This is a genomic window from Micromonospora sp. CMU55-4 (assembly GCF_011602315.1).
GTDB lineage: Bacteria > Actinomycetota > Actinomycetes > Mycobacteriales > Micromonosporaceae > Micromonospora > Micromonospora chalcea.
In genome coordinates this window covers 82,494-97,513 of record NZ_JAAOLH010000012.1, presented here as the reverse complement: position 1 = coordinate 97,513, position 15,020 = coordinate 82,494, and the positions used below count along the sequence as shown (strand labels likewise).

Annotated in this window: 14 protein-coding genes; 2 read left to right on the top strand and 12 right to left on the bottom strand. The window is 69.8% G+C overall.

The annotated features are described in order from the left end of the window. Positions 1-2: 2 nt before the first annotated feature. From HA073_RS20970 to hydA, 8 genes are all read right to left on the bottom strand, one after another. Positions 3-635, bottom strand: coding sequence for a hypothetical protein (locus tag HA073_RS20970; RefSeq protein ID WP_043325405.1), 633 nt, complete (start codon positions 633-635; stop codon positions 3-5). 1 nt (position 636) lies between these two features. Then, complete coding sequence (locus HA073_RS31200; protein ID WP_166457109.1) at positions 637-1,797, bottom strand: class I SAM-dependent methyltransferase; 1,161 nt, start codon at positions 1,795-1,797, stop codon at positions 637-639. Beyond that, positions 1,794-2,561 carry a hypothetical protein gene (locus HA073_RS20960; protein WP_051611138.1) on the bottom strand — a complete coding sequence of 256 codons (768 nt, stop codon included), beginning with the start codon at positions 2,559-2,561 and terminating at the stop codon, positions 1,794-1,796. Before HA073_RS20960 ends, HA073_RS31200 begins: the two co-directional genes overlap by 4 nt. Positions 2,562-2,595: 34 nt before the next feature. Beyond that, complete coding sequence (gene eutM / locus HA073_RS20955) at positions 2,596-2,895, bottom strand: ethanolamine utilization microcompartment protein EutM (RefSeq protein ID WP_104114777.1); 300 nt, start codon at positions 2,893-2,895, stop codon at positions 2,596-2,598. Between the two features lie 90 nt (positions 2,896-2,985). Then, a complete protein-coding gene (locus HA073_RS20950; protein WP_166457108.1) occupies positions 2,986-5,007 on the bottom strand; it encodes a hydantoinase B/oxoprolinase family protein in 2,022 nt (673 codons plus the stop codon). Further along, positions 5,004-7,064, bottom strand: a complete 2,061-nt coding sequence (locus tag HA073_RS20945; RefSeq protein WP_205798034.1) for a hydantoinase/oxoprolinase family protein — start codon at positions 7,062-7,064, stop codon at positions 5,004-5,006. Before HA073_RS20945 ends, HA073_RS20950 begins: the two co-directional genes overlap by 4 nt. A gap of 134 nt (positions 7,065-7,198) precedes the next feature. Beyond that, positions 7,199-8,791 (bottom strand): ABC transporter substrate-binding protein, encoded by a 1,593-nt coding sequence (locus tag HA073_RS20940; RefSeq protein ID WP_166457107.1) that lies wholly within the window; start codon positions 8,789-8,791, stop codon positions 7,199-7,201. A gap of 166 nt (positions 8,792-8,957) precedes the next feature. Next, positions 8,958-10,337 (bottom strand): dihydropyrimidinase, encoded by a 1,380-nt coding sequence (hydA, locus tag HA073_RS20935; RefSeq protein WP_043325410.1) that lies wholly within the window; start codon positions 10,335-10,337, stop codon positions 8,958-8,960. Positions 10,338-10,629: 292 nt separating this feature from the next. Here hydA and HA073_RS20930 point away from each other — a divergent pair, with 292 nt between their 5' ends. Both HA073_RS20930 and HA073_RS20925 read left to right on the top strand, forming a co-directional pair. Then, positions 10,630-11,418, top strand: a complete 789-nt coding sequence (locus tag HA073_RS20930) for a cupin domain-containing protein (protein WP_166457106.1) — start codon at positions 10,630-10,632, stop codon at positions 11,416-11,418. Beyond that, on the top strand, positions 11,415-11,873 hold the full coding sequence (locus HA073_RS20925; RefSeq protein WP_166457105.1) for a dimethylsulfonioproprionate lyase family protein: 459 nt from the start codon (positions 11,415-11,417) through the stop codon (positions 11,871-11,873). Before HA073_RS20930 ends, HA073_RS20925 begins: the two co-directional genes overlap by 4 nt. Positions 11,874-11,913: 40 nt before the next feature. Here HA073_RS20925 and HA073_RS20920 read toward each other — a convergent pair whose 3' ends face one another. The 4 genes from HA073_RS20920 to HA073_RS20905 all read right to left on the bottom strand — a co-directional run bounded on the left by HA073_RS20920 (position 11,914) and on the right by HA073_RS20905 (position 14,962). Continuing rightward, positions 11,914-12,297 (bottom strand): hypothetical protein, encoded by a 384-nt coding sequence (locus HA073_RS20920; protein ID WP_043325412.1) that lies wholly within the window; start codon positions 12,295-12,297, stop codon positions 11,914-11,916. A 101-nt stretch (positions 12,298-12,398) separates the two neighbouring features. Continuing rightward, positions 12,399-13,691 carry a signal peptidase I gene (locus tag HA073_RS20915; RefSeq protein ID WP_166457104.1) on the bottom strand — a complete coding sequence of 431 codons (1,293 nt, stop codon included), beginning with the start codon at positions 13,689-13,691 and terminating at the stop codon, positions 12,399-12,401. An 11-nt stretch (positions 13,692-13,702) separates the two neighbouring features. Beyond that, positions 13,703-14,320 (bottom strand): SipW-dependent-type signal peptide-containing protein, encoded by a 618-nt coding sequence (locus HA073_RS20910; RefSeq protein ID WP_309228052.1) that lies wholly within the window; start codon positions 14,318-14,320, stop codon positions 13,703-13,705. 24 nt (positions 14,321-14,344) lie between these two features. Then, a complete protein-coding gene (locus tag HA073_RS20905; protein ID WP_043325414.1) occupies positions 14,345-14,962 on the bottom strand; it encodes a SipW-dependent-type signal peptide-containing protein in 618 nt (205 codons plus the stop codon). Between the last annotated feature and the right edge of the window lie 58 nt (positions 14,963-15,020).

Genomic DNA, 15,020 nt, shown 5'->3' with positions numbered 1-15,020 from the left:
CTCTAGCGTCGGTGCGACCAGGGCTTCGTCTCGAACGCTCGACGGACCGCGTCGCGCGCCGCCTCCACCTCCGAGTGCAGTCCGGAGATCCACAACCTGCCGAACTGGCCCACGCCCCGGACGTCGATGATCTTCACACTGGCGGACTTCTCCACCTCGTTGCCGACAGCGGAGATGTAGGCGGCGGGCTGACACTCGACCACCAGCATCGACTCGCCGGCCACCAGCAGGGAGCCCTTGCGGGAACGGTTGACCAGCTGCGCCTGGTAGGCGTCGATGTTGGAGACGACCTTCGCCGAGACCAGCTCCGCCGGCTGCGCGTCGGCCTCGGTGATCCCGAGCAGGTCCAGGATGGTCTGACCGGCCTGGCGCACCGCGTCCTGCGACATCGAGTGCAACTCGGTCATGCCGTACTGCCGCTCGACTACCTGGGAGCCAGGGCGCACCCCGGTGGCCTTGACGGCGGCGTCGACCAGGGCGTACACGTCGCTGCCCGGGGAGATCTCCAGGTAGAGCTCGGACATCCCCTCGACCACCGGGTCACCCGACATCACGCTGCCGAGCAGGGCGGCCATCTGCGGTTGGAGTCGGTCGACGAACGCGAAGGTACGCAACTCGACGTCGTTGTGGGCCATGTCAGCGCCGGCCCACGAGCAGCGCGAGGGTGCCGCTGCTGCGCCGCTCACCGCTCTGCAGCACCCGGCCGGTGGGGGTGGAGACCTCCTCGACGCACTCCCGCTTGCAGGACAGTTCGGTGCAGTCGCCGGTGAACCCGGCGTCCCGGGCGGCCTGGACCAGGTCCATGTCCCGCATCGGGCCCCAGAACGGCTCGTTGTTGTTCCAGGTGTCCCAGTCGATGAGGAACTGCACCAGCGGGTCCAACCCGGCGTAGCCCGGGAAATCCGCGTGGATCATCATCCCGCCCGGGGCGAGCAGCCGGTGGCATTCCCGCAGGACGGCGCGGACCGCCTCCGGTGGCATCTCGTGCAGCAGGATGTGCGAGACGACCAGGTCGAAGTGCCCCGACGGGAAGCCCGTGTCCTCGCCGTTGCGCTGCGCGAAGTGCACCTTGCGGCCCAGGGACTCCGCCCGGCCGTGGGCGTAGCGCAACAGAGCGGCACCGACGTCGATGCCGTGCACCTCCGCCTCGGGATAGGCGTCGACGTAGGGCAGCGTGGAGTTGCCGACTCCGCAGCCGATCTCCAGGATCCGCCTGGGGCGGAAGTCCTTGTGCACGGTCTTGAGGTAGTTGTTCACCACCGACTGGCCGTAGTCGTCGTTGAGCTCGCCCATCTGGCCCATGGCGTAGACGTAGACGCCGCGGTCGTAGAGCGCCCCGGCGGTGACGTCGTCGGGGACGTACTCGCCCCGGTAGCCGCCGGGCATGGCGTGGATGTCGATGCCCCAGAAATACCAGGGCAGGACGAAGTCGGGATCCAGCTCCAGCGAGCCGAGGGTACGGCCGGTCCGTTCCGCCCTGGCCCGCAGGTCGTCCAGTTGCCGGCCGATGCTGTCGGCCACCACGTTCCAGAGCAGGTCCTGGCTCGCCCGCCGCACCGAGCTCCAGAGCTGGTAGTACGGCTCGGGCTCCATCGCCCGGCGGACCGTCTCCCGGTCCCGGGGCGGGACGCCCATCTCCTGCTGGTACCTGGGCAGGACACGGTGCGCGTACAGCTCCCGTACCCCCGGGGTCACCTCGGTGGAGATGTGCGACTTCAGGGCCCGGACGAACGTCTCCCGGGCCAGTTCGTCGTGGTTCTCCGTCGGCAACAGGCCGTGTCGCTGCTGCTGTTTCACTTGTCCTCCCCCACCTGTGCGAAGGCCCGCCGGATGACCTCCCGGTAGGACTCCGGGGTCTCCTCCCGCACGATCTCTTCACGCCACTCGTAGAAGACCCGCAGCACCCGGGCGACGAACGCCGCCGCCTCGGCGTCTCTGGTCTCGGCGTCCTCGGCGGAGAGCGTGAAGCCGTCCACCGCGCCCCCCTCCACAACCCGCCGGTCGGCCAGCAGTTGTTCCAGGGTCATCACCCGCTCACGCAGCACCCACACCTCCGAGGTGAGGGTCACCATCGTCGAGACCAGGGCCTCCATACCCGGCTCAGCGAAGAACTGAGGGCGGGCGCCCTTGGCTTTCTTGGGCAGCAACTGTCCGGGCAGCGGTTGGGCCTGCTCGGGGCTGCCCACCCCGGGCCCGCCGTAGGCGCCGAGCGCCCGCAGCGTCTCGGTGGCGACAGTGGAGGCGTCCGCGTCGGGGTTGGCCGACACGACCGCGGCGGCGATGGTACGGATGGTCCGCTCCGCCTCCTCCGCGGCCTCGCAGCCACACGAGCAGCCGTCGGCGTCGTCGCAGCCGCCCTGGGGCTCGCCCCCGCCGGGGCCGGCCCCGGCGGGGGCGGCCGGCGCCGGTGCCGCCGACCCGCGCCGGACGTCGATGCCCAGCCCTTGGGCGATGTCCTGGGCGTGCGGGGAGATCAGGTCGCCCGGGCCCAGCAGGACTTCGCGCGGTCCGTCCGACCGGGCGATGTCTTCGATATCGACTGCAGTCCACACCCGACTCATGTCTCAGCTCCTTCGATGAGCACGCGGGCTCCGGTCAGGACTTCGTTCCGCCTCGACTCGAACCGGTCGGCAGGATCGCCTCGACCTCGTTGTGCGGGCGCGGGATGACGTGCACCGAGACGACCTCACCGAGCCGGGAGGCGCTGGCCGCACCGGCGTCGGTGGCGGCCTTGACCGCGCCGACGTCGCCACGGACGACGACGGTGACCAGGCCACCGCCGATGTACTCGGTGCCCACCAGGACGACGGTGGCGGCCTTGACCATGGCGTCGGCGGCCTCGACCGCCGCGACCAGGCCCCGGGTCTCGATCATGCCCAGCGCGGACATCTGCAGGTCAGCCATGACAGTTCTCCTTTGCGAGTTGGTTGGCGTGCGGGTGCCCGCCGTTGCCCAGGACCGTGGTGGTCTGGAAGTGGGGTGGTCTCATCGCACGGTCACCTGCCGAGCGATGTGGTGCACGAGCGCCTCCAGCGGGGACTGTGCCGGTCGCTGGGCGCGGGCGGGCCGGTCGCTGCCGCCTGCGGGCCTGGCGTCGCGATGGCGGGCCGGCGTCGCACCGGGCCGTGGGCCGGGAGGCGCCGGCTCCGGCCGCGCCCCGGCGCCCGCCGGTTCCCGGGGTGGGGTCAGTCCGGTCTCGGCGAGGCAGCGCGCCCGGAGTTCCTCCACGGTGCCGCCCCGGTTGAAGCGGGGCAGGTCGCCTCGGCCGGCGGCGAGTTCCGCGCGCCGGGTCCGGGTGCGCTCGGCATCGACCCGGCCGTCGACCAGGACCACTCCGTAGCGCCGGGCGCCGTCGACGGTGACCAGGCCCCGCTCGACGTCGTGGCGGACATGCTCCGGGTCGCGCTCGAGCGGGTCGCCCCAACCGCCGCCGCCCCAGGTGACGAAGTGCAGCAGGTCGCCGGGGCGGACCGCGACGTGGTCACACTTGGCCGGTACCACCTGCCGGGAGCCGTCGGCGCGTTCCAGGATCTTCGTGCCGCGTTCGCCGGGCTCGCCGCCGAGCACGCCCCAGGGTTTGGTGAACCATCTGTCGTCGTGGATCGAGACCTCACCCGGTTCCAGGAACCGGTAGCCGACCCGGATGCCGTTGCCGCCCCGGTGCCTACCGATGCCCCCGGAGTCGGGGACCGTCTCGTAGGACTCGATACGCAGCGGGTAGTAGGCCTCCAGGTACTCGTTGGGCACGTTGGTGAACGAGGGCCACATGGAGTGCCCGTCGAACCCGTCACCGACCGGTCGGGCGGGCACACCGCCGAAACCGATCTGGTAGAGCTGGAACCACTTGCCGTGCCGATCCAGGCCGGAGTACATCAGGTGCGGGCTGGAGGAGAACCCGGCGGCGGCGAGGAAGTCCGGCTGACACTGCCCCAGCAGTCCGGCGAGCACGTCGAAGAGCCGACCCAGGGCGTGGGTACGACAGGAGACGGCCGCCGGGCGCCGGGGCTTGAGCAGGCTGCCCTCGGGGATGCGGACGTCGACCAGGGGGTAGAACCCGTCGTTGAAGAGGATCATCGGGTCCACGGCCATGATGGTGTAGACCCCGAAGAACATCCGTAGGACGTTCTCGTTGAGCAGGAAGTTGATCGACCCCTCGGCCTGCTCGCTGGTACCGGTGAAGTCCAGCACCACCCGGTCGCCCTCGCGCCACAGCGAGCAGCGGATGCGGAACGGTCCCTCGCCGCGTCCGTCGTCGTCGACGAAGTCCTCGAAGGTGACCGGCTGCTCGGGCACGACCTGGCGGAACAGCTTCGCCATCGCCTGCCGGTTGCGCTCCAGCAGCAGCTCCAGGGTGGACAGGTAGGTGTCAGCGCCGAAGCGCTCGCAGAGTTCACGGACCCGGGTCTCGGCGGTGCGGCAGGAGGCCAGGACCGCGTTCAGGTCGGCGCGGTTCCAGCTCGGCAGGCGCACCTGGTTGAGCACGGTGTCCAGGAGCTGTTGGTCGAGGGTGCCGCCGCGGAACAACTTCACCGGCGGGACGATGACGCCCTCCTCGTGGATGGACACCGCGTCGGTGGGCAGGCTGCCGGGCACCTTCCCGCCGACGTCGCTCATGTGACCGAACATCGCCGCCCAGCCGACCAGCGCCTTCTCGAAGTAGATCGGCAGCAGCACCAGCCAGTCGTTGGCGTGGCTGATGGCGCCGTCACAGGCGTACGGGTCGGAGGTGAAGAAGACGTCGCCCTCCTCGACCGTGCCGTCGTATGCGGAGAGGAAGCCGTCGATGAAGGAGCCGAACTGTCCGGCGACCATGCGCCCGCGCCGGTCGGCGATCAACGGGAAGGCGTCGTGCTGCTCGCGGATGCCCGGTGACATCGCGGTACGCATCACCACCGCGTCCATCTCGAAACGGGCGTTACGCAACGCGTTCTCGACGATGTCGAGCACCGCGGTCTCGACCTCGACGCCACGCTCCGGGCGTACTGTCTCGACGATGACCGCACTCATCGGTTCCCTCCCTGCTCGGCGGGCAGGATGAGCAGGTTGCCCAGCCTGTCGACGCGCGCGACACAGCCCGGCAGGACCAGGCTGGTGGAATCCATCTCGACCACGATCGCCGGCCCGGACAGCTCGTTGCCGGCCCGCAGGGCGGTGCGGTCGTAGAGGGTGGCCTCCTGCCAGCCGCCGTCGACGTAGACCTGCTGACGGCCGACGATCGCCTGCGCGGCGTCGCGGTCACCGGATTCGATCTCGACCGGGGTGATCCGTTCGGCGTTAGAGACCCCGACCGCCCGGATGTTGACGATCTCGTGCCGCTCATCCAGTGCGAAGCCGAACAGGCGCTGGTGGGCCTCGTCGAAGCCGCTGCGCAGGTCGGGGATCACAGCCATGCCTCGGCCCGCGTCGACCTCGACGGAGACCTCGAAGCCCTGGCCGTGGTAGCGGACGTCGGCCTCGTATCGCACCGACCGGGCGTCGCCTGGCACCCCGGCCCGGTCGAACTCGGTGTCGATCTGGGCGGCGAGGTCGGTGAACTCGCGCCGCAGCAGTTCCTCGTCGACGTCGTCGAGAGGGCGCACCAGGGACCGGTTGGCCTCGGCCCGCACACCTGTCGAAGCGTCACCGTAGGCGCAGAGCACCCCGGGCGACTGCGGGATCACCACCGGCCAGGAGCCGAGAAGCTTGGCGAGCGCGTTGACGTGCAACGGGCCGGCGCCGCCGAAGCCGAACAGCGCGAAGCGCCGGGGGTCGTAGCCGCGCTGCACCGAGACCAGCCGCAGCGCGCCGAGCATGTTCTCGTTGACGATGTCGATGATCGCGGCGGCGGCGGCCTCCACCGACACCCCCAGCCTGCTCGCAACGGTGCCGACCGCCGTGCGGGCCTTCTCCACGTCCAGCGGCATGGCGCCGCCGAGCAGGGCGTGCGGCAGGTAGCCGAGCACGACGTTGGCGTCGGTGACGGTGGGCAGTTCGCCGCCGCGTCCGTAGGTCGCCGGACCGGGCAGGGCACCCGCGCTGGCCGGGCCCACCCGCAACGCACCGGTCAGCTCGGGGACGTGGGCGATGGAGCCGCCGCCGGCGCCCACGGTCTGTACGTCGATCGACGGGGCGCGGACGGCGAGGTCGGCCACGGTCGTCTCGCGCCGGATGGCCGGGGTGCCGTTCTCGATCAGCGCTACGTCGGTGGAGGTACCCCCCATGTCCAGGGTGAGCAGGTCCGGGTGGCCGGCGGCCGGGCCCAGCGCCACGGCGGCGGCGACCCCGCCGGCGGGTCCGCTCATCAGCAGACTGACCGGGATGTCCTCGGCCCGCTCGAAGGTCATCAGTCCGCCGTCGGAGCGCAGCACGCGGCGCTCGCCCAGGAGTCCCTCGGCGACCAGTTTCGCGCTGAGGTTGCTCAGGTAGGAGCTGACGCCGGGGCGGACGTAGGCGTTGGCGACGGTGGTCAGGGTCCGCTCGTACTCCCCGAGCTCGGGCAGGACCCCGGCGGAGGTGGAGACCGGCACACCAGGGGCCTCGGCGGCGGCGATCTCGGCGGCCCGCTGTTCGTGGGCGGGGTTGGCGTAGGAGTTGACGAAGCCGATGGCGAGGGCGTCCACGCCCTGGTCGACCAGCTGGCGGACCGCGGCCCGCACGGCCGCCTCGTCGAGGGGCTCGACCTGCTCGCCTCGGGCGTCCATGCGGCCCCGGACCTCGCGGACGTCTTCGAGCGCGACCATCTCGGCCGGCCGGTCCCAGACGATCCAGCCGCCCAGGCCGCCGGGAACGAACGAGCGGGCGATGTGCAGGATCTGCCGGTAGCCGACGGTCACCACCAGGCCCACCCGGGCGCCCCGGCGTTCCAGGACGGCGTTGGTGGCCACCGTCGTGCCGTGCAGGAACTGGCGGACGTCCGCGGCGCGGGCCCGGGCGTCGGTCAGCACCCGGGTTACGCCCTCGATGACGCCGACGGACTGGTCCTGAGGCGTCGAGGGCACCTTGGTCCGTCGGGTCTTCCCGGTCGCCTCCTCGATCAGAAGAACGTCCGTGAACGTGCCACCGACATCGACTCCTAGGCGGTACATCAGTGCACATCCTGCTTTCTCGAGTGCCGGCTCTTCTCGGGTTGCCGTTCTGCGTCGTCGCTGCGTGGTCCCCGGCCCCTGGGGTGCTGCCCACCGGGGCCGGGGATCACCGCGCCGGTGGGACGCCGGCGAGGTCAGGAGCCGCTGATGTCGTAATAGTTGACGTGGCCCTGGGAATAGCTGACGAACCCGGTCACGCCCTTCTTGAAGACGTAGTACTTCTGGGAATCGACCAGCGGGATGGCCGGCATGTCACCCACCAGGAAGTCGTTGACCTGCTTGATCAACGCGTCGCGGTCGGGACCCGGCTGGGTTTCCAGGATCTTCCGGGAGAGGTCGTCGAGGGTCGGCGAGCTGTAGTTCTGCAGGTTGGTCAGCCCACCCGTGGAGTAGAAGACCTGCAGGTAGTAGGCGGGGTCGGGCACCAGCGGGGTGCTGGTGGCCAGCCAGCTCTGCAGCTTGCCTTCACGCTTGGCGGTGTCGAAGTCCGCGCCGGAGGCGACGTTGTTGAGCTTGACCTGGATGCCCACCTTGGCCAGTTGCGAGCGCAGCAGGACGGCGACCTGCTCGCTGTGCGCTCCGACGTTGGCCGCGTTGTAGGCCAACTCCATCGGGAAGCCGTTTGGCAGGCCGGCCTCGGCCAGCAGTTGCTTGGCCCGGTCGAGGTTCTGGGCGAAGGGCTGGCTGGCCGCCGGGGCACCGAAGTCGTCGTGGATGAAGTCGTTCGAGGGCGCCGAGTAGCCCTGGTACGCGGAGTCGACGATCGCCTTGCGGTCGACGGCGTAGGAGATGGCCTCGCGGACCCGCTTGTCGTCGAAGGGCTTGGCCTTGAGGTTGGGCACCAGCACGTCGATGTTCGGGTAGAGCACACGCTCCAGCCGGGCCTGGTCGCTCTCCTCCAGCGAGGAGAGCTGGTCGAACGTCATCGCGGTGGCGACGTCGACCTGCCCGCTCTGGGCCAGCTGGAGCCGGTTGGAGGTGTCGGGGACGGCCCGGACCACCACGTCGGTGACCTTGGGCTTCCCGCGGAAGTAGTTCTCGTTGGCGGTGAGCCGGACCTCCTTGCCGGGGTCGAACGAGCGCACCTGGTACGCGCCGAAGGTGGCGGTGTTCTCCCCGAGCCACTTGTAGGCGTACGGATCGTCGGCGGTGGCGTGCTTCTTGGCCTCCACCGAGTCGTAGATGGTCATGAAGAAGGTGCTCAGGATCGACACGCTCACCGCGTTGGGCTTGGCGACGTTGATCGTGAACTTCTTGTCGTCCGTGACGGTGATCGGGTTGGCGGTGTCCCAGCCGCCGACGCCCATCAGGATCTTGGCGATCGGCACGCCGGTGCTGTTCACCATCCGGTCCACCGACCACTTCACGTCTTGCGAGGTGATCGGGTTGCCGAACTGGCTCTTGGCCTCGCGCAGCGTGAACGACATCTTCCTGCCGCCGTCGTCAAGCGTCCAGGACTCGGCGAGCTCGGGCTCGATCTGGTCCGGCGTCTGAAGTTTGGTAGCGCCGGCCTCGGGCTTCTTGAAGCGCACCAGGGTCCCGGCGGTGTTGGGAAGCAGGTCGATCGAGATGAAGCCCTGGTAGCGCTCGGAGTCGAGACTCGACAGCACCCCGGGCGCGGCGATGGTCAGCGCCTGGCCGGTGCCGGCGTCAGACTTCCCCGCATCGTCGGCGCCGCAGGCCGCGAGCGACACGCTCGCCACGGCGAGCACTGCCACGGCTCGCACCCGCACGGAACGTATTCCCATGCCGACACCTCCAAATTGTGTGCAAGCTTGAATAGGTCTAGCGCAACAACCCAGGTAGGGCGACTAACACGAGCGATGCTTGTATACAAACTTGACCCTGTCAAGGCTCCGAGCAGTCAGATCCCGCAGCCAGCCGCGTCGACACTCACGCCCGGCGACGGGCCAGGAACCGACCGGCGTCCTGCCGGCCGACAAATCGTCCACGCTGGGCGATCAGCTCCCCACGCAGATAAACCGCTTCGACCCGGCCGGGCACGTGCCACCGCTCGAACGGCGTGTAGTCACAGTTCTGCGTCATCGTCCGGGCGAGCACGACGGAGGCCGCCTCCGGGTCGAGCACGACCAGGTCGGCGTCGGCGCCCCGCCTGATGACCCCTTTTGTCGGGTACAGCCCGAACCGGCGGGCCGGCTCGGTGCAGGCCACCTCGACGAAGCGCGACAGACTCAGCCGCCCAGGGCGTACACCGTGGCCGTAGAGCAGGGGAACCCGGTGTTCGATGCCCGGCGCTCCGTTCGGGATCCGGCGAAAGTCCTCGGCTCCCAGGCTCTTCTGCCCGGACATGCAGAACGGGCAGTGATCCGAGCTGACGACACCGAGGATGCCTTCCCGCAGCCCTTGCCAGAGCGCCTCCCGGTGCTCGGCGGTGCGCAGCGGCGGGCTGACGACGTACTTGGCCGCCTCGAACCCGGGCTGGTGGTAGAGGTCGGCGTCGAGCAGGAGGTAGTGGGTGCACGTCTCGCCCGCGACCGGGCGGCCGGCCCGCTGGGCCTCGGCCACGGCGGCGACCGCGCCGGCGGTGGACAGGTGCACGAAGTACAGCGGGGCGTCGGCCAGGTCGGCGAGCGCGATCGCGCGGCGTACCGCCTCCACCTCGGTCTCGGGTGGCCGCGACAGCAGGTGCGCCAGCGGCCCGGTGCGGCCGGCCCGAACCAGCCGCTCGGCGAGGACGTCGATGACGTGACCGTTCTCGGCGTGCACGCAGAGTGTGGCGCCCAGGCGGGACGACTCGGTGAGGATGGAGAAGAGCTCTCCGTCGTCGAGCATGGCCAGACCCTTGTAGGCCATGAACACCTTGAAGCTGGTCACGCCGTCGGCCACCACAAGCGCCATGTCAGCCACCATGCCCGGGTAGGGCGAAGTGACAGCCAGATGGAAGCTGAAGTCGATGGCGGAACGACCGTTCGCCCGCCCGGCCCACCGGGCCAGCACCTCCGGCAGACGCTCACCGGCGCGCTGAAAGGCGTAGTCGACATACGTCGTGGTGCCGCCGACGGCAGCGGCCCGGCTGGCCGAGGCGTGGTCGTCGGAGGTGACCGTCCCCATGAAGGGCGTATCCATATGTGTATGCACATCGACGCCACCCGGAATGATGATCTTTCCTCGGGCGTCGACCTTCTCGACATCAGCCGATGGCGGAATCCGGCCGACACTTTCGATGCGGCCGGAGTCAACGAGCACGTCAGCGCGGTGGACACCGTCCTCGGCGACCACCGTGCCTCCGACAAGACCAAACCTTCGGGGCATCTCTTCCCCGTTCGCTGCAGATGAGGAAACGCGAGTGACAGGCGGGCTAGGCAGTGGACCGTATACAACTCGACGGGACGGCACAAGGAGTCGACTCAACCCCGACCCGACGCCGACCACCGGGAGGCAACTCCTGCCCGCAAGCCAGCCTTAGGCATTTTGCATACATTACGCCTCGATGAGGTCAGCGGCGGCGGCCGATTTCGCTGCTCAGAACCGAGTATTCACGACGACGCCCTAGACGAGCTGCGCCAGATTACATACAGTCTGGCGCAACCTGAAGGAGGTCGCCATGGCTCATTCCGGCAAGCGACGGGTCACCATCGAACAGGTACCCCAGCGGGTGTGGCGGGCATCGGGCCTGCCCTTCGGCCTACTCGTGCGGCAGATCAACGCCGACCCGGAGACCGGCGCGCAGACGCTCGTCGTCGACGTTCCACCCGGCTGGCAGATGCCCGAGCACTGGAACAGCGCCGACATCGAACTCCTGGTCCGCGACGGCGACCTGAGCATCGCCGGACGCCAGTGCCGGCGCGGGCACTACCTCTTCCTGCCCTCCGGCACCGAGATCGGCCCGGTCTCCTCGACCGACGGCGCCACGTTGATCTTCTGGACGGACTCGCCGTTCGAGGTCCGCACTGACGAACGACCCCCGCCGTCGAAACCGCTCGGAGAGACCGTCGACCTGTTCGACCCGGCCAACTGGCGACCCGTCCAGGAGGCTTTCGCGGGAGTGACCGACACCAGCAGTCACGGCGACCTCGATGTGCCCACGCAGTGCATCCGGTTGCGCAAGGTGGAGGAGACCGGCAAGGACACCATCCTGTTCGTCCTGCCACGCAACTTCGCCAAGACCGCGTTGGAGTTCCACCACAGCACCGAGGAGATCTTCTTCCTCGGCGGCTGGTGCGCCACCGACCCGGAGCACGTCTACCGTGCCGGTGAGTACCTGTGCTGGGAGCCGGGCGTCATCCACGGCGTGGTGACCGGCTGGGAGGCCATTTGCCTGTCCAAGCATCACGGACCGCTGACCAGCCCACAGATCCCCCTCGGGGCGACAAGCGTGGACGCCGAGCGGTGACGGCATTGCCCGGCCGTGGACGCCGGATCGCCGCCGGGGACGCCGGGGCGGGCGCCGTACGCCCGGCGTTCGTCGTGCACCGCGACGAACTCGCCTACGAGCTGATCTCCAGCCTCAACCACAACACCGACGACGAAGGGCTGGTGCATCGCCTCGTCGACCGGCAGCTCACCGGCGACCCGGACTGCGAGTTCCTCAATGGGGTCTACCGCATGGAGCCCGGGATGACCCACCCGCTGCACCTGCACGCCGAGTCGGCCGAGTTCTACTACGTGCTGTCCGGCACCGCGCTGTTCCGAGTGGCCGACGAGGAATTCGAGGCGGGCCCGGGCACCGCGATGTACATCCCCGCCGGTGTCGCCCACGCCATCACCACCGGCGGCGGGCACGCCATGGAGCTGCTCTACTCCTTCAGCACCCCGGACCTCAACGAGATCGGCACCAGGTGGCTGTAGCCGCCGACTGCGGATCGGCTCGCCCTGCCTACGTTCACCACTAAGGGACGCTGCAGAAGTAGAGCTCATCCGTCAGCATGCCGAGCGAACCGGTGACCGGCGCCGACGTCCAGCCGCCAGGGCCGTTCGCGTACAGGGTGAAGGTGCCGGTGCCGACAGCCAGCAGCGCGCCGGGAACGACGATCGAGGTGTCGTTGGGGCCGAGAGTGCCGCCTCCGGAGAAGCCGTCGCTCAGGGACCAGGTGAAGCCACTGCGGGCCAGGCCACCGGCGGGCAGGTTCCAGGTGAAGGTGGGCGGGGTGAGCTGGCCCGCCGTGCACGCCAGGTCGGTCGGTGGGTCGACCGTGCCGGCGGCGAGGGCAGTGCTGCCGTACTCGGTGTCGTTCCAGGCGGCCAGCGTCGACTGGGCAGGTGCGAGCGCCATGACATGGATCCAGAGCGAGAGGGCGAGGACACCCGCGAGCCAGCGTCGCCGGGCGCGGCTCTTATGTCGCCAGCTCGGCGTAGCGGGGATCCCTACGCGCCTCACGGCTGTTCCTGCCTGATCCGGTTCCTGCGCGTGGTGCCCACGAGCAGCAGGCCGACGAGCAGGGCGCCCGCACCGGCGAGCATCGGCGTCCGCAGGTCGGTGCCGGTGCGTGGCAGCGTGTCGACCTTGCCGCCTGTCGCCGCCTTGTCGCCGAGCCCGGTCGCCGTGAGGATCAGGTCGGCCGAGCCCGCGGCCGTGGAGTTCGGGAGCAGGCTCGCGGTGACGAGTACCCAACGCTGTTCGTCGGAGCGCATCGTGCTGATGGGGACCGGGCGTTCGGCCAGTCTGGTGGCGGGGCCCTCGGCGAGAACCTGCTCTCCCCGCCCGCCGGGACAGGCGCCGTTCACCCAGCGGATGGCGCAGACGGCGGCCATGACCTGGAGTCCGTTCGGCGAGACCACGAGCGGGCCCAGCGCCGACAGCGTGATTGTCACCGTGCCCGGGTGCGGGGCGTGCGCGGTGACGCCCACCTGCCACGGCACCGGCTCCTTCGGTGTCATCGATGTCATGCGGGCCTCGTCGCGGATCGATATCAGGGTGAGGTACCTGCCCCGGATGACCTCCTCAGTCGGTTCTGCCCGTGCCTGACCGGGCGTGGCCAGGACCGCGGCGGCGACGCCCGGCAGCACGGCCACCATGACGAACAACCGCCGGGCGGTCGATTCGACGTGCGCCGCTGTCCGGCCCGGCGGGGCGCCGGCCTCGGGACCTGTTCCCGCCTCGTCAGGCGTCGGAGGGCCTGTTCGCCGTCGGCGCCACGTCGTACGCCGCCGGGTCGGCGGTTCCGTGGCGCGCGGCCAGAACGCCCAGGTGACGATCACGGCGGTCCCGACCGTGATCGCACTGGTCGCGTACGGGTTCGACACGGCCCGCACCGTGTACCCGAGCCCGGGCACCGACCAGGTGACGAGCCGTACGCGGGTCACCGCGTACGGCGCGGAGTCGTTGGAGTCGTTCGCGTCCCCGCGCAGGGTGAGCAGGCGGGTGGGCCCGCCACCGTCGGCGATCTGAACGACCCGGTGGGTGATCGGTGGAAGCGGCGTGCGGTCGACGGTGACCACGTCGCCCACCTCGACCTCGGACGCGGGGATCTCACGCACCACCGCCAGCGACCCGGCGGGAATGGTCGGGCTCATCGATCCGGTCTTGAACAGGATGAGTGAGATGTCGAAGAAGAACGCCAGCGGGACGAGGACGACGCACACCGTCCCGCCGACGGCGAGCAGGGTCAGCGCCAGGTCTCCGACGCGGGCGATGACGCCTCGCCCTCGACGTGCTCGTCTCATCATGTGCAGGACCCTTACGTAGATGTGGCGGTGAATTCCCAGGTGACGGTGGCGCTCGTGCCCTGGTATGAGTTGTCTGCGCCGGCCTCGATCCGCACCTCGAAGCAGAACCGCACCTCTGGCGTCGCGCCGTCGGGAGTGGTGAGGACGGACGACACCGGTGAGCCGGGAACCGAGGTGACGTCCAGGTAGCCGGGGCCGGCGATCCACGTCGGCGCACCGGTGAAGGCGGTGGCGGAACAGGCGCTACCGGTGTCCGGGGTGCGTACCGCGCGGTATTCGAGCACCGGAAGCAGGGCCCCGGAGCTGTCCGAGGAGCTCGTCAGCGCGACCGTACCGTCGACATTCGTCATCGTGGTCGTGCGGATGTCGATCCAGGCGTACGACGAGTCCGTGGGGGACATCGCGGTCGCGTTGAACGCCAGTGTCGCGGCGTTTCCCACCGGATTGTGGCTTGCCCAGGCACTGGACGCGGTCTGCGACTCGGTACCGAAGACGCTTGCGGTGAACGACCCGGTGCCGTACTCGCTGTCGGTCCACGCCGCGAGCGTGGACGTCGTGCCCACGCCGAGGACGAGGGCGGCAGCGAGTACGGCACGGGTCCGGAGGAGCCGTGGTGATCCGGCCGGCACCCGGCGGTTGACCACGGCTGCCACCTACACGGACTCGGCGAGGAGCTGCCAGGTCTCCGTGACCGACGAGCCCTGCACCAGAGCGGCGTCCGCCGTCACGACGAAGCACAGGTACGCCGGAGCGCCAGGCGTCGTGGGAGGAGTGCCCTGCGTCAGGTTGAACGGCACCGCGCCGGCCACCGAGTCGAGCGCCGTGCCCTGCGCCACGATCCAGGTCGGGCTCGTGGGGGTCGCGCTGCAGTCCGCGAAGGTCGGCACGGTCGCGATCCCGTAGGTGAGCCCGGTGAAGGCGGGCAGGTCGGGAGTGGCCGAGGCCACCGTGACTGTCGCGTCGTACGTGGTGGCTGCGGTCAGGCGGACGGCGAACGGTGCCGCGACCACGTCGCCGGGGCTGATGTTGTCGAAGCCGGTGCTGAAGGCCAGCGCCGCCGCCGTGCCGGACGTGGAGTGCTCCGCGTAGGTGGTGTCGTCCGTGCTGCCCTCGATGCTGAAGGAGCCGGCGGTGAACGTTCCCGTGGCGTACTCCGAGTCGTTCCAGGCGGCGAGGGAGATCGTCGCGCCGACGCCGAGGGCGAGCCCTCCGGCCAGGACGGCCTTGAGCTTGCGACGCCTTCCCGGGCTGCTCGATCCGCCCGATGTCAATCTTGTCGATCCAAACAACGTGTCCTCCTCGTGCGACGCTGTGGGCTGGCCTGGGGCC

Excerpts from the sequence above, each read along its gene's own strand:
- HA073_RS20920 (WP_043325412.1), bottom strand. The coding sequence starts at position 12,297 with ATGGCGCTCGCACCTGCCCAGTCGACGCTGGCCGCCTGGAACGACACC.
- HA073_RS20945 (WP_205798034.1), bottom strand. The coding sequence starts at position 7,064 with ATGTACCGCCTAGGAGTCGATGTCGGTGGCACGTTCACGGACGTTCTT.
- HA073_RS20930 (WP_166457106.1), top strand. The coding sequence starts at position 10,630 with ATGGCTCATTCCGGCAAGCGACGGGTCACCATCGAACAGGTACCCCAG.
- HA073_RS20950 (WP_166457108.1), bottom strand. The coding sequence starts at position 5,007 with ATGAGTGCGGTCATCGTCGAGACAGTACGCCCGGAGCGTGGCGTCGAG.
- HA073_RS20915 (WP_166457104.1), bottom strand. The coding sequence starts at position 13,691 with ATGATGAGACGAGCACGTCGAGGGCGAGGCGTCATCGCCCGCGTCGGA.
- HA073_RS20970 (WP_043325405.1), bottom strand. The coding sequence starts at position 635 with ATGGCCCACAACGACGTCGAGTTGCGTACCTTCGCGTTCGTCGACCGA.
- hydA (WP_043325410.1), bottom strand. The coding sequence starts at position 10,337 with ATGCCCCGAAGGTTTGGTCTTGTCGGAGGCACGGTGGTCGCCGAGGAC.
- HA073_RS20960 (WP_051611138.1), bottom strand. The coding sequence starts at position 2,561 with ATGAGTCGGGTGTGGACTGCAGTCGATATCGAAGACATCGCCCGGTCG.